Genomic DNA, 20607 nt, shown 5'->3' with positions numbered 1-20607 from the left:
CGGGAGTATCCGACGTGGCCACTCAACTCAGGGATAAGAAATACTTCGACAATCGTGCGACCCGGGAGATGAAGCAGCATCTCCGGAGCAGCAAGCGTACTTTGCAGGAAACCCTTGCCTATTCGGCCCGGATACTCGCCTTGACGGAACAAGAGGCAGGCCTTGCCGGACAACTGACAGCCCGTTCCGAGCGACCCAATGCATATTGGACGCTACGATTTGGGCTCGGCTTCGATGAGGCAACGCCGGAGGATTTCATAGAAGTCGACGGCGACCTCAACACTTTGACTGGAGAGGGCATGCCCAATCCCGCGACCCGGTTTCACCTTTGGGTGTATGAGGCCAGGCCGGATGTCAATTCGATCATACACACGCACTCGCCATGGGCCTCGGCGCTGGCGGCGGCGCGGCAGCCGCTTGTGATTTCACAGATGGATATGACGCCTTTGCACGACGACTGCGCCTTTCTGGCCGATTGGCCGGGTGTTCCCATTGCCGATGAGGAGGGCGTGATCATCTCGAAGGCCTTGGGCAACAAGCGCGCCATCATCCTGGCACATCATGGCTATCTGACCGCAGGCAAGTCGGTCGAGGAAGCAACGTATCTCTCGGTCTATCTTGAGCGTGCTGCACGAATGCAGGCGAGGGCGCGCACTTTTGGGGAACTTACCCAGGTAGACGACACCCTCGCTCGCGAGGCGCATGACTACCTGCTGAAGCCCTCGATCGTGAATGCGACATTCGAATATTGGTGTCGCCAGACGCGCGGGACGCCGGCGCCGATTTCCGCATAGTCTTTTGCGGATCGATCATTGCCGCAGACGCGGCAATGATCGGCGCGGCCACGGTGTGGCGGGTCACGGACCAGGCGCTTGTCATGCCGATCGCATCGGCGAATCCGGCCGCGTAGATTTGTTCGCTATCAAAACCAGTTGCTGCGCATGGCACAACGTCGAGCGAAACACCGCTTTCCCCAACCAGCTGAAAGCCAAGTGGACGTCGCAGCAACCTTTGTGGAGGTGACGCTGTGGGATCTCACGGAGCCCAGTGTTGCCCGGTTTGAATATGCTGTGAATTCGCATGCGGAAATCAGGCAGTGCTACGCGATATCCGGGGCCGCCCATTACATGCTGATTGTTGTGTCGAAGTCTTTTGAAGATTTCACGAGAATACATCGGGAAGTGATTACGAGGCTTCCGCAAATGAAGCGAATTAGGTCGACCCTCTCGCTCAGGAGCGTCAAGGGTTTTTGATGCGACCTCGCCTGAACCGGGCCCGTGCCAGCCATCAATGCATCTGCGATTGAGGGCTCAAAAAGAGACAGCCAGCATCAAGCGACATCGACAGCTTGACGCAATGGGAGATTCAACAGGTCGCTGGCATTGATGATGGCCGCGGCGATCGCTTCGATCGTAGTGCGCTTGTTCATAGCCTGCTCACGCAAAGTCTCATAGGCGACCTGTTCCGAGACCTTGTTGGTGGCCATGAGGATTTCCTTGGCCTTGTCGATATCGCGCTGCGCCTTGAGTTTTGCGGAGAGCCGATCGACCCTGGTGCGTAGCCGCGCTTCGCGTCGGTGGTTGTTGACGCTAAGCAGTATGTTGGCGAGGATGCCAAAGGTCCGTAGCGGCAGGCCGATTACGGCCTGGGCCTTCAGGCGCAACACCTTTTCCACGATGATCGGGTTTTCGTAGTCGACAATGGCAATGAGCACCGCCGGCGGATCGTCCGCGTTCCAGTTCCAGGCGATCTCACCTTCGACCAATGGGCGAATGAAGGCGAACACCACATCGATATTGGCCGGAATTTCAGCAGGCGGAGGCCAGTTTGTCTGCACCTGGCAGCCGATCCTGTTGAGGTGCTGCCACAGCTCCTCGCCTTCGCTGCTCTTGGGCTGAAGCAACAAGACGCGAAGCGATCGGATATCCTTGATCTGGATCGGCGCGGATCCGGCATGTGACGCCACGTGTGGGCTACGTGATACCATCGTTCCTCATCGCGGCAATGGTCTTCCGTTGCTCGTCCTTGCGCCCCCTCGGCGCAGGATCAAGTCAAGTGCAATGCCAATCGTTCTCCCCATTCTTCGGGGTTATAGCTGGCCAGGTAGGGGTCGGGCCGAATTGCGGTAGCGGACTTCGACAGGATCTCGAACTGGCCATCCTGGCCTGCCCGCGCCACCCGCGGCCACACATAGCTATGCGCGTTGTCGGGATCGATCCGGATGCGTCCCTGCGGGGCATCGAATTCGGACCCGAGAATTGCCGGCCGCAGCGCTTCGACATCGTCCGTGTTGGATTTGCGCAGCGCATTGGCCACGACATGGACCTGGAAATAGGCCGCTTCCCAGCACATGTTGGTCACGGCATCACTGCCAAACCTTTTCTTGTAGCGCTCGACGCAGCGTTCGTTCTGCAATCCGCCCACCGATTGGAAATAGGAAGCCGAGGTGATGTGTCCGGCACCAACGTCGGCGCCCATCGCCTGGATGTCGGATTCGCTGGTCGTCAGGCTCGCAATCGGCATCGACTTCGCATCGAGACCAGCTTCCGCGAACGCCTGGTAGAAGTGGATAATACTCTCGCCGACGAAGTTGCAGAAGATCAGGTCCGGTTTCTTGCGCTTGATCTCGGCGATCAACGGCTTGAAGGCCTGCCGCTCGGCGTCGAGTTTCAGATAGCCTCTGCCGACCACTTCGCCGCCATGCTTCAGCACCATTTCATTCATGATGCGGTCCGACTCGCGCGGCCATATGTAATCCGAGCCGACCATGTAGAAGCGCTTGCCGATATGCTTCAGCAGGTGCTCGCCCAGCTGAACGCTGTTCTGGTTCGGGGCGGCGCCGCAATAGATGGCGTTGCGCGAGTATTCGAAGCCTTCATACTGGGCAGGGTAGCAAAGCAGTCCGTTGCGGTGCTCGACTGCCTTCAGCACGGCCTTGCGGGTGCTGGACATGTAACAGCCGAAAATGATCCGGACACCGTCATCGACCAGCAGCCTGTTTGCGAGCCGGTTGTAGGCAGGGGCATCGGAGCCTGGGTTGTAGCGGATTGCGACGAGTTCGCGCCCATTGATGCCACCGGCCTCGTTCACCTCGTGGATGGCAAACAGCGTCGCGTTCAGCATGCTGCGCTCCGTCACGGATGTGACCCCGGTCTCGGAGAACAACACGCCGACCTTGATCGGCTCCTGGGTTCTTGTCTCAGTCAATTGCCAACTCCGTCAGATTGTTCATCCGCGAACTCGACACAAAAAAAGCGCCTCGCGCGGGAGAAACCGCTGCAAGCGCCTTTGCTTGAGGGCATCGCTGCCCTTACGTAAGTTTTGCCTGAAGCTTTGCTGCCAGTCAACGTGCCGGCGGTCGATTTGAAGCCAATGCCGGCGAAGCAATCGAGATCATTTCGATCCGATGCGATTTGAGCTTCCCCATGCACAGGCTGTCCAAGGCCATCAACATCGATCCTGCCGCCCTTCGAATAGGTCGGGTGAATTGCCAGTTGACAGAAAAATGGAAATCCCGGATGGTTGTCGATATCAGGCCTGCGACGATGCTGGCCGAGACCAGAGCAAAAAGGCTCCCGCGGATCGTTCCGCCGGAGCCTTTTTGCGTTCAAGACCATGCACTGCGTCCGCCGACACTGCGGCTGCGCAGGCAGCAACGACGCTGACGATACCCATTGCCGCCACGAGCAACGCGCGTTGCTCACCAACAAGAACCGTTGGGATTCCTGCCGAATCCCGGGTGTGCGGAGCTTTGCCGAAAAAATCTCCGCTTCTGCAAGACCAGAACAACATCAGCACGAGGAGGAACTGGAAGTGAACAAGGTCGAAACCTTCAGCACAGCGGTGCGTGTGGCCTGCGATGTCGGCGGCACGTTTACCGACGTGTGCATCCTGAACGAGGATTCCGGCAAGATACATGTCGCCAAGACGCCGACGACGCCGGATCCGATCGATGGCGTTCTCAAGGGTATCGACGCGGGCGGCGTGGCGCTGCGCGACATCATCCTGTTCTCGCATGGCACCACGCTTGCGACGAACGCGCTGATCACCCGTCGTTTCCCACCGGCCATCATGATCACGACCAAGGGCTTTCGCGACGTCATCGAAATCCGCCGCGGCACCCGCGACGATCTTTGGGACACCTACAAGGAAATGGCGCCGCCTTATCTGCCGCGCCGCGACCGGTTGGTCGTCACCGAGCGCGTCGACTACTCGGGCAAGATCATCGAAGGCGTCAATGAGGCCGAGGCGCGCGAACTCGCTCGCGTCATCAAGAAGCGCAACGTCAGCAACGTCGCCATCTGCTTCGTCAATTCGTTCGTCAATCCTGACAACGAGCAGCGCATGCGTGACATCCTGCTGGAAGAGCTGCCCGGCATTTCGATCTCATTGTCCAGCGACATCATGCCGGAGATTTTCGAACATGAGCGCTTCAACACCACCGTGGCCAATACCGTTCTGGGCCCGGTCGCGGGACAGTATGGCGCGGAGCTCGAAAGCCGCATGCAGGATGGCGGCTATAGCGGCGAGGTGCTGCTGCTCCATTCCGGCGGCGGCGTGATGACGGCCAAGGGCGCGACGAAATTTGCCGCCCGCCTGGCTGCGTCCGGTATCGCCGCCGGTGCCATTGCCAGCCGTTTCATTTCCGAGCTCGCCGGCTACAAGAACTCCATCAGCCTCGACATGGGCGGCACCAGCACCGACATCAGCCTGTGCTCCGATGGCCACCTCCACGTCACAAACGACTGGCATGTGGAATACGGCTATCCGATCCGCTTCCCGAGCATCGAAGTCCTGACCATCGGCGCCGGCGGCGGTTCACTGGCCTGGCGCGATACGGCCGGTGCCCTGCGCAACGGCCCGCAATCGGCAGGCTCGACCCCGGGACCCGTTTGCTACAACCAGGGCGGCACGGAGCCGACCAACTGCGATGCCAATGTCTTCCTCGGGCGGCTGGGCACCAAGCTGGCGGGTGGCAGGGTCGAACTCGACACCAAGCTTGCCGAGGGCGCCATCAACCGCGTCATCGCCGAACCGTTCGGCATGGACACCGAACAGGCGGCGCTGTCGATCCTCAAGGTCGCCAACGCAAACATGGCGGATGCCGTGCGCCTGGTCTCCCTACGCAAGGGTTATGATCCGCGTGATTTCGCTCTCGTCGCGTTCGGCGGGGCAGGCGCCTTGCACGGCGTGGCGCTGGCCAGGGACCTCTATATCCCCGTCGTCCTGATCCCACCGAACCCGGGTGTCACGTCCGCGATGGGGTGCCTGCTCGTCGACATCACCCACGATATCACCCAGATGTACACCGACACGGTCAGCGACATCGACATGTCCGAACTCAACAACGCCTTCCGCCTCCTTGAGGAGGACGGCCATGACCGCCTGCTGAGCGAGGATATCTCGCCCGATCGCATGCTGTTCCAGCGTTACATCGACATGCGCTATCTCGGCCAGTGGCGGTCGATGTCGATTCCGGTCAGCGCCGACATCGCCAACCTCGACGAAGCCGTCAGGCAGTTCCACGAGGAGCACGGCCGCGAGCACAATTATTCGAGGCCGGATGCACCGGTCGAGGTGTGCCGCATCCAGGTCAAGGCCACCGGCCTCAACCGCAAGGCGGAACTGGCCAAGCACGAGCTTCGCGAGGCTCCGTTGCCGGCGCCGGTCGGCGAGCGGATGGTGCGTTTCGACGAGGCGCCCCAGCGCATCAAGACCCCGATCTACGATCGCTCCACGCTGCATGCGGGTGCGGTGGTCGAGGGGCCTGCGATCATCGACCAGCTCGACTCCACCATCGTCGTTCCGCCCGGGATCAAGGCCGAGGTGGACGAATATCTGATCATCAAGATGCACGTCCCCCAGCTTTCCTGAAAATCAGCGCACATCCCCAACACTGTGAATTGGAGACCTGAAATGGCACTGAAAAAAGATCGCCGCACGCTCGATCCGGTCACGTTCGAGGTTCTGAAGAACGCCTATGTCAACATCGTCGACCAGATGGCCGAGCAAATCCTGCGCACCTGCTACTCCTTCGTCATCTACTCCCGGGACTTTTCCTCCGCCTTGTGCGACCCGAAGGGCGACACGATCATGCAAGGCAGCGGCGACATCGCCGCGCATGTCGGCACGCTTCATCTCACCGCCAAGGCAGTGATCAAGAAGTTCGGCGACGACGTCCATCCCGGCGACGTCTTCGTCATCAACGACGTCTACCAGGGCGGCACGCATTTCAACGACACCCGCCTGTTCGCCCCCATGTTCTACAAGGGTGAATTGCTCGGCTTTGCTCAGGCCAACGGCCACTGGGCGGATGTCGGCGGCGCCGTTCCTGGCTCTTTCAACGTCAATGCGCTCGACCATATGGCCGAGGGCCTCCGCATCACCCCCGTTCGCGTCTACAGCAAGGGTGTCTACCTCTCCGACGTGGCCGAGCTGATCGCCCACAACACCCGGGCGCCGAACGACATCATCGGCGACCTGCAGGCACAGTCCGAAGCCTGCCGTCTTGCCGAGCGGGAGATTCAGCGCCTGTGCGACAAGTACGGCGTCGACACGATCAAGAAGTCCTTCAACGAGGTCCAGGACTACGTCGAGGACATGACGCGCCAGCGCATCTCGGAGCTGCCTGACGGCATCTGGGAGACTGTCGACTACATCGACGTCGATCCCGACGAGGGCGAAGGGCTGGTGCCGATCAAGGTCAAGATGACCATCGACGGCGAGCGCGTCCACTACGATTTGACCGGCTCCCATCCCAAGACCGTCGGCTCCTTCCTGAACTGCTGCTACGGCGGGGCATTCGCCGCGGTGGTTGCCGGCACCAAGATGCAGTCGCCTGACATCCCGATGAATTCCGGCTTCTACCGCGTCGTCACGGTCGATGCCGGACCGCTTGGATCGGTCGTCAACGCCGAGTGGCCGACGCCGGTTGCCGGTTTCGCCTCCGGTCCGTTCGAGAAGATCATGAATGCGGTGTTTGAGCTCTGGGCCGAGGTTCTGCCGGAGCGGGCGATGGCCTGTACCTTCAATCTCGACTACCTGCTGATCGGCGGCCGCGACACGCGTCACGAAGGCAAGCCGTACTTCATGTGGTACGACTGGATGGTCGGCGGCTGGGGTGCACGCAACGACCGCGACGGCTGGGCCGCCACCGGCCCGGTATTCGGTGTGCAGCTCGGAACCCAACCCTTCGAGGGCCAGGAGCGGCTGTCGCCGGTGCTGACCACCTGCCATGAGCTGATGGTCGATTCCGGCGGGCCCGGCGAGTTCCGTGGCGGCCTCGGCGTGCAGAAGGGCGGCACGCTCTATGCCTGCGAGCGCACCGTGGTGTCGTATTGCTGCGACCGCGAACGTTCGATCACCTGGGGCCTGTGGGGTGGCTTGCCGTCCATCCCCCACGGTGTGTGGATCAACCAGGGCCAGCCTGGGGAGCGCTATCTCGGTTCTCTCTTCTCGGGCGTGCCGCTGCAGCAGGGAGACACCGTCCAGCGCCCCTCGGCTGGCGGCGGTGGCCTTGGAGACCCACTCAAGCGCGATGTCGAGGCGGTGCTGAACGACGTGATCGAAGGCTACGTCTCCGTCGCCCGCGCCAGGAAAGACTACGGTGTCGTCGTCCACGAAGTCGATGCGGATCTGAGCGAATACAAGCTCGACGAGCAGGCGACTCTCGCCGAACGCGCCAGGATCGCTTCGCATCGCAGAGAATGGTTGAACGAGGACGCCGAGAAGGTCGCGGCGCGCTATCGGACCCGCGAGCTCGATATGTTCGACCTGATCCGGCAGTACGGCGTCATCGTCGACTGGGGTTCGGGCGAACTGCTTCCTGAAACCACCGCGGAATTCCGAGAAATGCTCAAGCGCCGCACCGTTCCCTATTGGACGGCGGGACAAACTGAACGGGCAACCCTGAAAGTCGCCTGACGCAACCAGGCAGCAGGCTCGCAAGCGGGCCTGCTGTCGTCTCAGACAGCCAAACCTAAGAAAAAGAAATCTGGAGGAGAGCTATGTCTGGAAGTATCGATGTCGCCGGCGAATTGGACTATTCGCAAAAACCTGTCCCGCCCAGTGGCCGTATGCCCAAGCTTAATCTGACCATGGCGTTCTGGGCGATCTGCAGCGCCATGTTCTTTCTCATCATCTCGGCGACGTTGGCCGAGATCTACGGCACGGCCAACACGATCATCGGCCTGATCCTGACGGTCATTTCGTATTCGGCGATCAACGCCGTGATCACCCGCTATGCCATCCGGTCGGGACTGTCGGTCTCGTTGTTCTCGAGAATGCTGTTCGGGCGTTATGGATCGGCGATCGCGACCTTCATCTACGCTGTCAGCAGCATCTACTACGCCGTCTTCGAAGGGTCGGTGATCGCCACTGCGGCGACCTATTATTTCGAAGGACTGACCTTCGCAGTGGCAGCCCTGATCGTCTGTATCTACAGCGTGCCGCTGATCCTCGGCAGCGTCCAGCACTGGCTCGACAAGTTCAACGGATATCTGCTGCCGCTTTATCTGCTCGGGCTGATGGGCACGGTGATCTACGCCATTTCCCACTACGGCTACAGCAACGCCTGGCTGACCATGACGCCGGAGGGCGGCGCTCCGCCCTATGGCTGGATCAACGTCTTCATCGCCTTCATGGGCGTCTGGTGGATGATGATGTGCACCTTCGATTTCGCACGCTTCGGCAAGAAGGAAGACGAGAACTATCACGCGGTCTTCAATTTCGGCCTGCCGTTCTACACGCTGACCTACTTCGTCAACGGCCTGGTCGGTATCTTCCTCGTGCAGACCATCCCGCTCGAAGGCGCGACGACCGAAGTCTCCGTCGTCAAGGCCCTCGTCGTCATGATGGGTGCACTTGGCCTGCTCTTTGTCTGGATCAGCCAAACCCGTATCAACACCACCAACTTCTACCTGTCGACGGTCAACATGCAGGCATTCTTCCGCCTGGTGTTCAAGCTCGACATGCCGAAATATATCTGGGCCATCATCGTCGGCGTCATCGTCTATGTCGTGATGCTCGCCAACATCTTCCAGTATCTGCTCCTGGCGCTGGCATATCAGGGCATCTTTGTGGTCGCCTGGGTCGGTGTCGCGCTCGCATACATCCTGTGCGGGCATCATGACGGCACCGGCGAGGAGGGGGCGCGAGCCGACGACGATTTCCCGTCCTACTACACTCCAGGCATGGTCGCCTGGTTCGGGGCCGTTGCCATTGGCATCGTGCTGCTCGCCGTTCCACACCTGGAACTGCTATCAGCCCCGGCAACGGTTACCAGCAGCTTCCTTCTGTTTTGGGCGCTGTCGACACGGACGTTGGTCGCCAAGACCGCTTATCAGCGCTAGAGCGTTTTCGTTTTTAACGGAAACGCGGAAACGCTCTAACTCTTTGTTTTCACGCAATTCCGGACGGAAAACCGCTACGCACTTTTCCTGGAATTGCTTTAGCGACGCTCCCGGATGCCGGCTTCAGCCGGCATCCGGTTCGATCGATCTCGCGCACGAGTGCCTTCACCGAGACCGCATGAAGTCTGGAAGTCTGACCAGGACCAACTCGGCCAGCATCACCGTCACCGCGCCGACGACGATGGAATGGCTGAGCATCTCGCCGAGGATTTGCGGCAGCCCTGGAGACAGCGCACCTGACAGTGCCGGAATGCCGAGGCCAGCCATCAGCCCGAACGGTGCCACCATGTTCTTGACCGGTGAGCCGCGATCCTGGCTGGCCATCTGGATCCCGGTCATGACGACGGTGGCCGCAGCCGGCAGGAACAGCCCGCCGACGACGGCCGCGGGTGTCGCCACCAGCACCGCTGCGACCTTGGGCAGGAAGGCGAGCACGATGAAGACGATGCCGGCGACACGCACGACATGACGGCTGGCGACGCCGGTCAGCCGGATGACACCGAGATTCTGCGCATAGGCCGTGGTGCCGAAGCCGCCGATCAGCGCGGCAAGCATCGAGCCGCCGGCCTCGCCGGCAATGCCCGCATTGACACGCCGGTCGGTCAGTTCGGCGCCGGTGAGCTTGGCGGTCGCCTCATACATGCCCATGGCTTCCACGACAGCAACGACGAAAACGATGCACATTGTGATCGTGATCGCCGGATCGAAGGTCAGGGAGCCGTAGGGCAGCAATTTCGGAAATGCGATCCAAGGTGCCGCGCTGACGCCGGAGAAATCGAGCAGGCTCAGGCCCAGCGCCAGTATGTCGCCGATGATCAATGCGATCAGGAAGCCGAACATGCGGCAGGTGCCTCCAAGTGCGGCGCTGGCCATCACGACCGTCGTGGTGACGCAGGCAAGCAGCAGGCTCGACCCGGTGGCAAAGTTCGGCGAGCCGACGCCGCCGAAAAACTCCATGAAGGTGAAGCCTGCCAGCGCGATCCCGACAAGGGTGATGATGGTGCCCGAAACCGCCGGTGAAAGCAGACGGCGCAACCGGGCGAACTGGCCGAGCACGGACAGCACGAACACAAAGGCTGCGCCGATGATCAGGCCAAGGCTGGCGGCAGAGATCGTGCCAGCCTTGTAATAGCCAATCGCCAGGGGCGAGAACGCTGACGACGGACCCTGCACCACCGGCAGGCGCACCAGCTTGGTGCTTTGCACGACGGTGACGACACCGGCCGCCAGGAAGGTCGCCGTCACCAGGTTGGTCGCCAGCGTGGCGGAGAAACCCGCTACAGAAGCGATGAAGATGGGATCGAGCCACGCGTTCGAAACGAGCGCCTGCTGAAACCCCAACGCGATGCGGCGCTTGGCGGGGATGACCTCCTCTATATCCCCGACAGTGTCGTCGACCAGCCCGTGTTCGGTTGCGTCCGAATGGGCATCTGCATATCCAGTCATGGTTTGAACTACCTCCTCCCAGAAGTATGAGCCGCCGCGGCGGCGTTCGCGGTCGTGTCGGTCTTCAGGCCTCCACGCACTGCATGCGACGCGAGTGCCTGGCGTGCTCGCGCAGCACGTCGCCAAGCTCGGTCATGACCGGCCGTCCCTCCTCGACCAGGACCTTGCCGTTGACGATTGTCGTGCCGGCCGTTGCCGGGCCACAGCGAAGCCACGCTTCGACTGGGTCCGTATGGGCGCCGGCAAGGGCAACGTCCGACATGCTCCAGATGACCAGGTCCGCGCAGGCGCCCGGGCGCAAATGGCCGATCTCGTCGTCCCAACCAAGGCAGGCGGCTCCGCCGCGCGTGGCAACATCAAGCGCGTCGCGCGCCGACATGGAATTCGGTCCGTTGCGGTAGCGGCCGAGCAGCAGCGCGGTTCGCGCTTCCAGCCACATCGAGGCGTGATCGGTCGAGGCCGAGCCGTCGCAGCCAAGGCCGACCCGCATGCCGCGGGCACGAAGGCCCATGACGTCGGCGGAGCCGCCACCGATCAGCATGTTCGAGCATGGACACTGAGTGGCACAGACGCCGGCGTGGGCAAGACGGCCGATCTCATCGTCGCTCGGGTAGATGAAATGCGCGACCCAGGAGCGCCTGCTCGCCCAGCCGACACGCTCGAAATACTCGGTCGGCGTGCAGCCGTAGACCTCGGCGCAATATGTGTCCTCCTCCGGATCCTCGGCGAGGTGGGTGTGGAGCCTGAGGTCGTATTTGTCGGCCAGCCGCGCCGATTCCGACATGATGCGTTCGGTGACCGAAAACAGCGAGCATGGCGCCAGCGCTAGGCGTCTCATCGAACCGGGCGAAGCATCGTGGAACGTCTCGACGAGGCGGATACTGTCGTCGAGGATGTCATCCTCGCGCTGCACGACGGAGGCCGGCGGCAGGCCACCATTCTCGACCGAACGGGTCATCGAGCCACGCGTTGCGTAGAAACGAAAGCCGATATCGGCGGCGGCCCGAAACTGGGCGTCGATCAGCCTGGGCTTGGGATGGACGTACATATGGTCCATCGATGTCGTGCAGCCGCCCATCAGAAGTTCGGTCATGGCGATGTAAGTGGAGAGGTAGACCGACTCCTCGGTGAGCCCTGCCCATAACGGATAGAGCCCGGTAAGCCATTCGAACAGCGAGCCGTTGGTGACCGGCGCATAGGAGCGCGTCAGGTTCTGGTACATGTGGTGGTGGGCGTTGATGAGCCCGGGTGTTACCAGACGACCGTGCGCCGAGATGGCCTTCAGGGCAGTGGGCTCCTCGCCCGCTTTGCCCACCGAGTGAACCCTCTTGTCTTTGATGGCCACCCAGCCATGGGCGATTTCCCAGCCGCGATCGACATAAACATGTGCATCGCGCACGAGCAGGTCTACGGACATGCAATTTCTCCAGGTCGGTTCTCATTCAACTCGACGAAGCTGCGTTACAGCTTCGTCCGCCATGAGCCCTGTCCCTGGAATTGCGAGTTCCGGATCGTCATCGACTGCTAGGTTGAGCGGGCATGCTCTGATCAGTGCTGGTCGGGAAACCGGCTTGGGAAACCGTCGGTCCCCTGCCTGGCGATGCTCGCGCTATCGCATCATCAGGCAAGGGCGATGCAATCGCATATTTGCCCATCTGTCAAATAATTTTCCTGAAGGGAACAGAGGCGTCCAGCCGTCGCAGAGACCGGCAACCATGCGACAGAAAGAGATGCGTTTCGATCCTGTGTGAACACAGCGAGCTTTTTGAAAACAAAACTTTTTCAGGAATCTGGCGGAGAGAGCGGGATTCGAACCCGCGATACGGTTCCCCGTATACACACTTTCCAGGCGTGCGCCTTCAACCACTCGGCCACCTCTCCGTCCTCGCGCTGTCGCGGCCGGTTTCGCCGCGCCGGTCTCGAGGGAGCGCATCCCTTTCGGAAAGCGGATTTCTAATCCGCATCGAACTGCCGTGACCGATGGCTGGTTCTTTTCCAGCGCCCTGAGCCGTCAAAGCTTCGGGCGCGGGGCTCATCTAGTCGATCCAGCGGCGAATGCCAAGTCATATCGATGGTAATCCCGGTGCATCTGCGCGCTTTCTTGCGACGGTGACGAAAGGTGTGTGGTTCTCTCAGGTCGCGAAGCCACTCGGCTGCCTTCCGAATGTCTGTGCTGTCTGTCCGCGGGATATCCAGAAAGCGACGATGACCAAGTGTGGAAAAGGTTTATCGCCCGCGTCCGATTGCCTGGCGCCGCATCACGCCATATCTGTAGGCAAACAGACGCTGGAAAGGTCTGCATGTTCCGTTTCCTGTTCAGACTTGCCGCCATGGTGGCGTTGGCCGTTGCGGTTATCATGGCCGTGCTCGACACCACCCGCACGGTTGCCGCTTCGCATCTGGTGATGACACCGCTCAAGGTAAGCTGGAGCGCGGTTTCGCCCGATACTTTGGCCAGGACGGAAGCGTTCGTGCGCGAGAAGGCAGGTGCCGTGGCCTGGGATTCGGTGATCGACAAGGCGCTCGATCTGCCGGGCTTCGTGCTGTTCGCCGTGCTGGCCTTCCTGCTCTTCGCGATCGGCCACCGCAGGCAGCGACGCGCGGGGCATTTCGCGGCCAATGCGTAACATTCCGGCGTCTGCGGCGAATTAGAAATCGATGAACAGGGAGACATTCATGTTTTTCCTCAGTGATATGTTGAACAAGAAGATCAATCTGCCGAAACCAGAAGAGGCGTTGCCCGGCCGTGACCGGCCGATCCCGACCGCCTCGAAACACTACGTCTCAAAACGACCGCTGAAGGGACCCTATCCGGAAGGGCTGGAAACGGCGTTGTTCGGACTTGGCTGCTTCTGGGGCGCGGAACGGCTGTTCTGGCAAATCGAAGGCGTGTGGGTGACGGCAGTCGGCTATGCTGGCGGCATCACGCCCAATCCGACCTATCAGGAAACCTGCACCGGGCTCACCGGACATGCCGAGGTCGTGCTGGTCGTGTTCGATCCGAAGGTCGTTTCCTATGCAGAGCTGCTGAAGATATTCTGGGAGGCGCATGATCCCACGCAAGGCATGCGCCAGGGCAATGATGTCGGCACCACCTATCGGTCCGCCATCTACACCTTCTCGGATGCCCAGCAGCAGGACGCGGTCGCCTCGCGCGATGCCTATCAGGCCTCGTTGCGCGCAGCCGGCCGCGACAAGATCACGACCGAGATAGCACCGGCGCCCGAATTCTACTTCGCCGAGGAAGATCACCAGCAGTATCTGGCGAAGAATCCTTACGGCTATTGCGGGCTCAAGGGCACCGGCGTGAGCTGCGCCATTCCCACCGCCGCCGCCACGGCCTGATACCGGGCGGCGGGTGGCACCAGCCGCCGTTAGCGTCCTATTCAGAAACGATTTTCCATGGCGCCGCATCGGCGCCATGGTTTTTCCAAAGGGTCAAAATTCCACGTGAGTTTTGTTCCTAGCCGTGCAAGATAAAGCTTGAGCGGGAGGGAACAGCTCCTGCCGGACGTCGCAAGCCGGGCCGGAACCCCGACCTGCGGCAGACTGGAAAAATAAACCTCAGGGGTGTGGATCCTATGAAACGTATCGTTCTCGGCCTTCTGGCCGCAACCGCGCTGGCCTTCCCGGTCATGGCTGAAGATATCAAGCCTGCGTTGCTCTATGATCTCGGTGGCAAGTTCGACAAGTCCTTCAACGAAGCCGCCTACAATGGCGCCGAGAAGTTCAAGAAGGAGAGCGGCGTCTCCTATGTCGAATTCGAGGTGTCGAATGCCTCGCAGCGCGAGCAGGCGTTGCGTCGCTTCGCCGAAGACGGCCGCAGCCCGATCGTCATGGCCGGGTTCTCCTGGGTCGATTCCCTGACCAAGGTGGCCAAGGAATATCCGGAACTGAAATTCGCCATCATCGACGATCAGGTCGACCTGCCGAACGTGCGCTCGCTGAAGTTCAAGGAACAGGAAGGCTCCTACATCGTCGGCCTGCTGGGCGCGATGGCCTCCAAGAGCAAGAAGGTCGGCTTCATCGGCGGCATGGACATTCCGCTGATCCGCAAGTTCGGCTGCGGTTATGTGGGCGGCGCCAAGGCAAACGGTGCGACCGACGTCATCTACAACATGACCGGCGACACGCCGGCGGCCTGGAACGATCCGGCCAAGGGTGGTGAAATCGCCAAGACCCAGATGGACCAGGGCGCCGACGTGATCTACGCGGCAGCCGGTGGTACCGGCGTCGGCGTGCTCCAGGCTGCGGCGGATGCCGGCAAGCTCGGTATCGGCGTTGATTCCAACCAGAACGGCTTGCAGCCCGGCAAGGTGCTGACCTCGATGCTGAAGCGCGTCGACGTCGCTGTCTATAGCGCGTTCATGGATGCCAAGGACGGCAAGTTCACCGGCGGCATCAACAATCTCGGCCTCAAGGAAGGCGGCGTGGATTACGCCCTGGACGACAACAACAAGGATCTCATCACCGCCGATATGAAGGCGGCCGCCGACAAGGCCAAGGAAGAGATCATCGCCGGCAAGATCGAAGTGCACGACTATTCCAGCGATAACAAGTGCCCTTATTGATCGACTGCTGAATCAGGGATGAAGAACCGCCGGGCGAAAGTCCGGCGGTTCTTTTTTGGCCACCCTTCTCAGTGGTCCACCCGCCTGGCTGGCGTGAACCTTGCCGTGTCGGTTCGATGCGGGCAGGTGTCCACGGCAGTTTCAAAGACCTGCCGCAGCCGACTCGACGAGAACCGCCATGTCCCCGATCCTCCGCAAGATGCGGCATTCCGACCTGACGCCGCTCGCGGAGCTGCGACACATCACCTTCTTCGGCGACGGCAAATTCCCGCAGGAAGCGGATATGGCCGGGCTGGCGAAGCTGATTGACAGCGACGGCTTCGAGGTCGGTTTTGTCGCCGAGATCGATGACACGCTGGCAGGCTCATGCCTGTTCGTACGCGAGGAGATCGAACAGCTGCACCACGTTTCGCCCTGGCTCGCCGGATTGGTCGTCGCGGAAGCCTATCGTGGGCGTGGGCTCGGCAGCGCGCTGGTCGAGGCTGTCGAGAAACATGCGCGGTCGGTCGGCAGCGATGAGCTCTATCTCTATACCGACAGCGCCGAGGCGCTCTACGCCAAGCTCGGCTGGGTCGTCGTCGAACGAATGGACATCGAAGGCGAAGCGCTGGTTCTGATGAAACGGAAACTTTAGTCGAGAATGCCTTCTGATCCTGGCTGTCTGCTTCAGCCTATGCCCATACGACCGACGAGATAGCCAAACGCGAAGGCGACGATCAATCCGGCAGCCACTGCAATGGCCAGTCGGCCAGGCAAGGCATGCAGGCCGATGCCGGCAGGGGCACGCGGCCCATCGATGATACGTCGGTCGGTCCTTGATGTTTCCTGTCCCCGAGGCGGCATTTGCGGCAGCTCGGCTATGCGGGCGACAACCTCCTGCCAGGGCCGGCCAGCCTCCTGCGTGGTGGTGCGGTCGAACAGATGCATGCGTTCGGCCAGTTGCATCACGGCATTGCGGAAGGCGGGGTCGATCTCAAGGTCGCGTTCCGCCCGCTCGCGGTCGCGCTCGTTCATCAGTCCGAGCACGTAGTCGCTGGCGCGCGCGATGCGGTCGCTTTCCCCAGTCATCGCTTCGCCTTTCACCAATGCGGCGGTTTGGTCACCGGGACGTCCGGCGCGGTCTGCTCCTCCAGCGCCAGAAAGCGGCTGGTCAGCGCGTCGAGCTTCTTCTGCAAGCGTTCGATTGTCTTCCACTGTTCGCCGACCTGACCGGACAATTCCTCGATGGTCTTGTCCTGCTCGGCGATGTGGATTTCCAGCGTCGTCAATCGTTCTTCGGACATGTCAATTTCCTTAGAGCGCCGCGCATCCATCTGGAGCCGCAAGGACGCCCCAACACTTTTGCATCTGCGCTGCATGCTTTGAGACTTGAGTTGCACAACACCGCCTGCCAATAGCGCATGCCTCGTGTGTTCGAAATTGACAAGCATGCCGGGATTTGTCGAGAGTGGATGCCATGGCCGGCCAATTGGCAGGGAACGGGCGCCGTGTTAGGCATTTTGACCAAACGATAAAAAACCTGTGGGAGCGATCGCATGGCGGAAGCCGCAATCGAGCTGATCGGCATCAGCAAGAGTTTTGGCGCGGTGCGCGCCAACCGCGACATCAATCTCGAGATCACGCGCGGCACCATCCACGGTATCGTCGGCGAGAATGGCGCAGGCAAGTCGACGCTGATGTCGATCCTTTACGGGTTCTACCAGGCTGACAGCGGCGAGATCCGCGTCAACGGCAAGCCGACCTCGATCAAGTCGTCCAACGATGCCATCGCGACTGGCATCGGCATGGTCCACCAGCATTTCATGCTGGTCGACAATTTCACAGTGCTCGAGAACATCATCCTCGGCGCCGAAAGCGACGCGCTGCTGAAATCCTCGATCGCGAAAGCGCGTTCGGAACTCGAGCGGCTCGAGCGCGAATACGGGCTGGAAGTGGACCCCGACGCCATCATCGAGGAACTGCCGGTCGGTCTGCAGCAGCGCGTCGAAATCCTCAAGGCGCTTTATCGTGGCGCCGAAATCCTGATCCTGGACGAACCGACCGGTGTGCTGACACCGGCGGAGGCCGATCACCTGTTCCGCATCCTCAGGCAACTGAAGGAACAGGGCAAGACGATCGTGCTCATCACGCACAAGCTGCGCGAGATCATGGCGATCACCGATTCTGTCTCCGTCATGCGCCAGGGCACGATGGTGGCGACGCGCGAAACCAAGCAGACGACCGTCGAGGAACTGGCCGAGCTGATGGTCGGCCGGCGCGTGCTTTTGAGGGTCGAGAAGGGCGAAGCCAGGGCTGGCGAGGTCAAGCTTTCGGTCAAGAATCTGGTGGTGAAGGACCAGCGCGGCGTCACCATGGTCGACGACGTTTCCTTCGACGTGCGCGCCGGCGAGATTGTCGGCATCGCCGGCGTTGCAGGCAATGGCCAATCGGAGCTGCTCGAGGCGATCTCGGGTATCCGCAAGGCGGTCTCAGGCAGCGTGACGCTGGACGGCAAGCCGATCGACCTGACCGGCGCCGCCGACCCCGGTGAGCTGCGTCAGCGCGGGCTCGCGCATGTGCCGGAGGACCGGCATCATGTCGGCCTGGTCCTGGCCTTCGAGGAAAACGAGAACTCGATCCTCGGCTACCACAACGACAAGCGCTACCTCAAAGGGCCGTTGCTCGACGTCGATGCCATCATGGCTGACGCCAAGGACAAGATCGCGAAATACGATATCCGCCCTGCCAATCCGCGCTTGAGGACAGCCAATTTCTCAGGCGGCAACCAGCAGAAGATCGTTCTTGCGCGGGAAATCGAGCAGGATCCGGGTGTCTTGATCGTCGGCCAGCCGACGCGTGGTGTCGACGTCGGCGCCATCGAATTCATCCACAAGCGGCTGATCGCCATGCGCGACCAGGGCAAGGCGGTGTTGCTGGTTTCGGTCGAACTCGATGAGATCCGTTCGCTGTCCGACCGCATCCTGGTGATGTTTGCCGGACGCGTCGTTGGCGAGCGTGGGCCTGAAGCCAGCGAGGGCGAGCTTGGTCTGCTGATGGCCGGCGTCGAGCAGAAGGAAGCAGCCGAATGAGCACGCCCTATGCCAAGCTCCCGGCCTGGGCCGACTATGGGCTGATCCCGCTCATCAATCTGGCTGTCGCCTTCATCGTCGCCGGTCTTGTCGTGCTGCTGGTGGGGGAAAACCCCTTCCGCGCCGCTGCCATCCTGGTGGAAGGAGCCTTCGGGCGCGGGCAAGGCATCGCCTACACGCTGTTCTACGCGACGAATTTCATTTTCACCGGTCTTGCCGTCGCGGTTGCGATGCATGCTGGCCTGTTCAACATCGGCGGCGAAGGCCAGGCTTATGTCGCGGGCCTCGGTGTGGGGCTGGTCTGCCTGGCGCTCGACAGGGTGGTGCCCTGGTATGTCACATTCCCCTTCGCGATTGCCGGCGCTGCCCTGTTCGGCGCGGCATGGGCATTCATCCCGGCCTATCTGCAGGCCAAGCGCGGCTCGCACATCGTCATCACCACCATCATGTTCAACATGATCGCGGCCAGCCTGATGATCTATGTGTTGCGCGACATCCTGAAGCCGGAGGCGATGCAGGAGGTCAAGACGCGCATGTTGGAGGCGGGTGCGCAACTGCCGCGGCTGAACTGGATCATCGAGCTGTTCGGGACAGCCAGGATCCGTTCCGCGCCCTTCAACGTCTCGTTCCTGCTGGCGCTGGTGATGGCCTATCTGGTCTGGCTGCTGATCTGGCGCACCAAGCTCGGCTACGAGATCCGCACCTTCGGCTTCAGCCAGAAGGCAGCGCGCTATGCCGGCATTTCGGAAGTGCGTGTCACCATCATCGCCATGCTGATTTCAGGAGCGCTCGCCGGCATGATGTCGATCAATGCCATCATGGGAGACCAGCACAGCGTCTATGTCGATCTGGCCGGTGGCGCCGGCTTCATCGGCATCGCGGTCGCGCTGATGGGGCGCGCGCACCCTCTCGGCATCATTCTCGCCTCGATCCTCTTCGGAATGCTCTATCAGGGCGGCGCCGAACTCTCCTTCGAGATGCCGGCGATCAGCCGTGACATGATCGTCATCATCCAGGGACTCGTGATCCTGTTCGCGGGGGCGCTCGAGCACATGTTCCGGCCCTATATCCAGACGCTGTTCGCTTCGATCAGCCCGAAGTCGGTCGGCATGGCCGCCGTGAAGGGCGAGGGGGCCTGAGATGAGTTTCTTCGACGTCATCATCCAGACGCTGGATTCCACCATCCGCCTGTCGGTGCCGCTGTTGCTGGCCTGCCTGGCCGGTCTTTATTCGGAGCGGTCGGGCATTTTCGACATCGGCCTGGAAGGCAAGATGCTGGCTGCGGCCTTCGCCGGTGCCGCGGCGGCCTCGGTTTTCCATTCGGCCTGGATTGGGCTTGGCATCGCCATCCTGGTCTCGGTATCGCTCGCCCTGGTGCACGGCTTTGCCTCGATCACGCATCGCGGCAATCAGATCGTTTCCGGCCTCGCCATCAATTTCGTCGCCGCCGGCTCCACCATCATCCTTGGCCAGGCCTGGTTCCAACAGGGCGGCCGCACGCCGGCGCTGGCGCCGAACGAACGGTTCGAGGCGATCACGCTTCCTGGTGCCGACGCGATACGCGAGGTGCCGATCATCGGGCCGATCTACTCCGAATTGATCTCCGGCCACTCGCTGCTGGTCTACGTCGCCTTCCTTGCCGTGCCGTTCACCTGGTGGGTGCTGTTCCGCACCCGCTTCGGGCTCAGGCTGCGTGCCGTCGGCGAGAACCCGGCGGCGGTCGATACAGCCGGTATTTCGGTAGCGTGGCTGCGCTACCGTGCCGTGATCTGCACCGGCGTCCTCACGGCAATCGCCGGCGCCTATCTTTCCATGGTGCAGAGCGGCGGTTTCGTGAAGGACATGACGGCAGGCAAGGGCTACATCGCGCTTGCCGCGCTGATCTTCGCGAAGTGGCGGCCGGTCAACGCCATGTTCGCCTGCCTGCTGTTCGGTTTCCTCGACGCGTTGGCGATCCGCCTGCAAGGCGCGCCGCTGCCGATCATCGGCAAGGTGCCGGTGCAACTCATGCAGGCGCTGCCTTACATCCTGACCGTGATCCTGCTGGCTGGCTTCATCGGCAAGGCGATCCCGCCGCGCGCCGGCGGCGTGCCCTATGTGAAAGAGCGCTGA

19 protein-coding genes and 1 tRNA gene are annotated in these 20607 nt (G+C 61.5%); 12 read left to right on the top strand and 8 right to left on the bottom strand.

Going from position 1 to position 20607, the window contains the following annotated elements; genetic code table 11:
• The first annotated feature begins 14 nt into the window (after positions 1-14).
• Both ACFWXH_RS24360 and ACFWXH_RS24355 read left to right on the top strand, forming a co-directional pair.
• Positions 15-794, top strand: a complete 780-nt coding sequence (locus ACFWXH_RS24360; RefSeq protein ID WP_379123908.1) for an aldolase — start codon at positions 15-17, stop codon at positions 792-794.
• Positions 795-941: 147 nt separating this feature from the next.
• On the top strand, positions 942-1253 hold the full coding sequence (locus ACFWXH_RS24355; protein WP_379124403.1) for an Lrp/AsnC ligand binding domain-containing protein: 312 nt from the start codon (positions 942-944) through the stop codon (positions 1251-1253).
• Between the two features lie 77 nt (positions 1254-1330).
• Here the strand turns inward: ACFWXH_RS24355 and ACFWXH_RS24350 are convergent, their stop codons facing one another.
• From ACFWXH_RS24350 to ACFWXH_RS24340, 3 genes are all read right to left on the bottom strand, one after another.
• On the bottom strand, positions 1331-1966 hold the full coding sequence (locus tag ACFWXH_RS24350; protein WP_379123907.1) for an ANTAR domain-containing response regulator: 636 nt from the start codon (positions 1964-1966) through the stop codon (positions 1331-1333).
• An 80-nt stretch (positions 1967-2046) separates the two neighbouring features.
• Entirely contained in the window at positions 2047-3207 is a 1161-nt protein-coding gene (locus tag ACFWXH_RS24345) for a transporter substrate-binding domain-containing protein (RefSeq protein WP_379123906.1), read from the bottom strand.
• Complete coding sequence (locus ACFWXH_RS24340) at positions 3204-3617, bottom strand: hypothetical protein (protein WP_379123905.1); 414 nt, start codon at positions 3615-3617, stop codon at positions 3204-3206. Before ACFWXH_RS24340 ends, ACFWXH_RS24345 begins: the two co-directional genes overlap by 4 nt.
• Positions 3618-3813: 196 nt before the next feature.
• Here ACFWXH_RS24340 and ACFWXH_RS24335 point away from each other — a divergent pair, with 196 nt between their 5' ends.
• The 3 genes from ACFWXH_RS24335 to ACFWXH_RS24325 all read left to right on the top strand — a co-directional run bounded on the left by ACFWXH_RS24335 (position 3814) and on the right by ACFWXH_RS24325 (position 9350).
• Positions 3814-5874, top strand: coding sequence for a hydantoinase/oxoprolinase family protein (locus ACFWXH_RS24335; protein ID WP_379123904.1), 2061 nt, complete (start codon positions 3814-3816; stop codon positions 5872-5874).
• A gap of 42 nt (positions 5875-5916) precedes the next feature.
• Positions 5917-7923 carry a hydantoinase B/oxoprolinase family protein gene (locus tag ACFWXH_RS24330; RefSeq protein WP_379123903.1) on the top strand — a complete coding sequence of 669 codons (2007 nt, stop codon included), beginning with the start codon at positions 5917-5919 and terminating at the stop codon, positions 7921-7923.
• A gap of 83 nt (positions 7924-8006) precedes the next feature.
• A complete protein-coding gene (locus ACFWXH_RS24325) occupies positions 8007-9350 on the top strand; it encodes a purine-cytosine permease family protein (RefSeq protein ID WP_379123902.1) in 1344 nt (447 codons plus the stop codon).
• 165 nt (positions 9351-9515) lie between these two features.
• Here the strand turns inward: ACFWXH_RS24325 and ACFWXH_RS24320 are convergent, their stop codons facing one another.
• The 3 genes from ACFWXH_RS24320 to ACFWXH_RS24310 form a co-directional block, all read right to left on the bottom strand.
• A complete protein-coding gene (locus tag ACFWXH_RS24320; protein ID WP_379123901.1) occupies positions 9516-10856 on the bottom strand; it encodes a uracil-xanthine permease family protein in 1341 nt (446 codons plus the stop codon).
• Between the two features lie 64 nt (positions 10857-10920).
• Positions 10921-12273, bottom strand: a complete 1353-nt coding sequence (locus ACFWXH_RS24315; protein ID WP_379123900.1) for an 8-oxoguanine deaminase — start codon at positions 12271-12273, stop codon at positions 10921-10923.
• Between the two features lie 374 nt (positions 12274-12647).
• Positions 12648-12737: transfer RNA gene (locus tag ACFWXH_RS24310), tRNA-Ser, on the bottom strand.
• Positions 12738-13156: 419 nt separating this feature from the next.
• Between ACFWXH_RS24310 and ACFWXH_RS24305 the strand changes: the two genes are divergently transcribed.
• The 4 genes from ACFWXH_RS24305 (at position 13157) to ACFWXH_RS24290 (ending at position 16061) form a co-directional block, all read left to right on the top strand.
• Positions 13157-13483 (top strand): hypothetical protein, encoded by a 327-nt coding sequence (locus tag ACFWXH_RS24305; protein WP_379123899.1) that lies wholly within the window; start codon positions 13157-13159, stop codon positions 13481-13483.
• 49 nt (positions 13484-13532) lie between these two features.
• Entirely contained in the window at positions 13533-14201 is a 669-nt protein-coding gene (msrA, locus tag ACFWXH_RS24300; protein WP_379123898.1) for a peptide-methionine (S)-S-oxide reductase MsrA, read from the top strand.
• A 236-nt stretch (positions 14202-14437) separates the two neighbouring features.
• Positions 14438-15427 carry a BMP family protein gene (locus ACFWXH_RS24295; RefSeq protein WP_054312871.1) on the top strand — a complete coding sequence of 330 codons (990 nt, stop codon included), beginning with the start codon at positions 14438-14440 and terminating at the stop codon, positions 15425-15427.
• A gap of 178 nt (positions 15428-15605) precedes the next feature.
• Positions 15606-16061, top strand: a complete 456-nt coding sequence (locus ACFWXH_RS24290) for a GNAT family N-acetyltransferase (protein WP_379123897.1) — start codon at positions 15606-15608, stop codon at positions 16059-16061.
• Positions 16062-16093: 32 nt separating this feature from the next.
• Here the strand turns inward: ACFWXH_RS24290 and ACFWXH_RS24285 are convergent, their stop codons facing one another.
• Both ACFWXH_RS24285 and ACFWXH_RS24280 read right to left on the bottom strand, forming a co-directional pair.
• Positions 16094-16495 (bottom strand): hypothetical protein, encoded by a 402-nt coding sequence (locus ACFWXH_RS24285; protein ID WP_379123896.1) that lies wholly within the window; start codon positions 16493-16495, stop codon positions 16094-16096.
• Positions 16496-16506: 11 nt separating this feature from the next.
• Positions 16507-16710, bottom strand: coding sequence for a SlyX family protein (locus ACFWXH_RS24280; RefSeq protein ID WP_200911783.1), 204 nt, complete (start codon positions 16708-16710; stop codon positions 16507-16509).
• A gap of 252 nt (positions 16711-16962) precedes the next feature.
• On the opposite strand from ACFWXH_RS24280, the gene ACFWXH_RS24275 reads away from it, so the two are divergent.
• From ACFWXH_RS24275 to ACFWXH_RS24265, 3 genes are read left to right on the top strand one after another with little or no spacing between them, the layout of a single operon-like run.
• On the top strand, positions 16963-18495 hold the full coding sequence (locus ACFWXH_RS24275; RefSeq protein ID WP_054312868.1) for an ABC transporter ATP-binding protein: 1533 nt from the start codon (positions 16963-16965) through the stop codon (positions 18493-18495).
• Positions 18492-19634 carry an ABC transporter permease gene (locus tag ACFWXH_RS24270; protein ID WP_379123895.1) on the top strand — a complete coding sequence of 381 codons (1143 nt, stop codon included), beginning with the start codon at positions 18492-18494 and terminating at the stop codon, positions 19632-19634. Before ACFWXH_RS24275 ends, ACFWXH_RS24270 begins: the two co-directional genes overlap by 4 nt.
• A 1-nt stretch (position 19635) precedes the next feature.
• Positions 19636-20607, top strand: coding sequence for an ABC transporter permease (locus tag ACFWXH_RS24265; protein WP_054312866.1), 972 nt, complete (start codon positions 19636-19638; stop codon positions 20605-20607).

Origin of the sequence: Mesorhizobium sp. NPDC059054, assembly GCF_042739215.1 — a bacterium.
In the GTDB taxonomy this organism is placed as follows: domain Bacteria; phylum Pseudomonadota; class Alphaproteobacteria; order Rhizobiales; family Rhizobiaceae; genus Mesorhizobium.
This window is presented reverse-complemented; position numbering and strand designations above follow the sequence as displayed.

Excerpts from the sequence above, each read along its gene's own strand:
- ACFWXH_RS24295 (WP_054312871.1), top strand. The coding sequence starts at position 14,438 with ATGAAACGTATCGTTCTCGGCCTTCTGGCCGCAACCGCGCTGGCCTTC.
- ACFWXH_RS24315 (WP_379123900.1), bottom strand. The coding sequence starts at position 12,273 with ATGTCCGTAGACCTGCTCGTGCGCGATGCACATGTTTATGTCGATCGC.
- ACFWXH_RS24330 (WP_379123903.1), top strand. The coding sequence starts at position 5,917 with ATGGCACTGAAAAAAGATCGCCGCACGCTCGATCCGGTCACGTTCGAG.
- ACFWXH_RS24275 (WP_054312868.1), top strand. The coding sequence starts at position 16,963 with ATGGCGGAAGCCGCAATCGAGCTGATCGGCATCAGCAAGAGTTTTGGC.
- ACFWXH_RS24270 (WP_379123895.1), top strand. The coding sequence starts at position 18,492 with ATGAGCACGCCCTATGCCAAGCTCCCGGCCTGGGCCGACTATGGGCTG.
- ACFWXH_RS24340 (WP_379123905.1), bottom strand. The coding sequence starts at position 3,617 with ATGGTCTTGAACGCAAAAAGGCTCCGGCGGAACGATCCGCGGGAGCCT.
- ACFWXH_RS24285 (WP_379123896.1), bottom strand. The coding sequence starts at position 16,495 with ATGACTGGGGAAAGCGACCGCATCGCGCGCGCCAGCGACTACGTGCTC.
- ACFWXH_RS24320 (WP_379123901.1), bottom strand. The coding sequence starts at position 10,856 with ATGACTGGATATGCAGATGCCCATTCGGACGCAACCGAACACGGGCTG.
- ACFWXH_RS24355 (WP_379124403.1), top strand. The coding sequence starts at position 942 with ATGGCACAACGTCGAGCGAAACACCGCTTTCCCCAACCAGCTGAAAGC.
- ACFWXH_RS24290 (WP_379123897.1), top strand. The coding sequence starts at position 15,606 with ATGTCCCCGATCCTCCGCAAGATGCGGCATTCCGACCTGACGCCGCTC.
- ACFWXH_RS24265 (WP_054312866.1), top strand. The coding sequence starts at position 19,636 with ATGAGTTTCTTCGACGTCATCATCCAGACGCTGGATTCCACCATCCGC.
- ACFWXH_RS24280 (WP_200911783.1), bottom strand. The coding sequence starts at position 16,710 with ATGTCCGAAGAACGATTGACGACGCTGGAAATCCACATCGCCGAGCAG.
- ACFWXH_RS24305 (WP_379123899.1), top strand. The coding sequence starts at position 13,157 with ATGTTCCGTTTCCTGTTCAGACTTGCCGCCATGGTGGCGTTGGCCGTT.
- msrA (WP_379123898.1), top strand. The coding sequence starts at position 13,533 with ATGTTTTTCCTCAGTGATATGTTGAACAAGAAGATCAATCTGCCGAAA.
- ACFWXH_RS24325 (WP_379123902.1), top strand. The coding sequence starts at position 8,007 with ATGTCTGGAAGTATCGATGTCGCCGGCGAATTGGACTATTCGCAAAAA.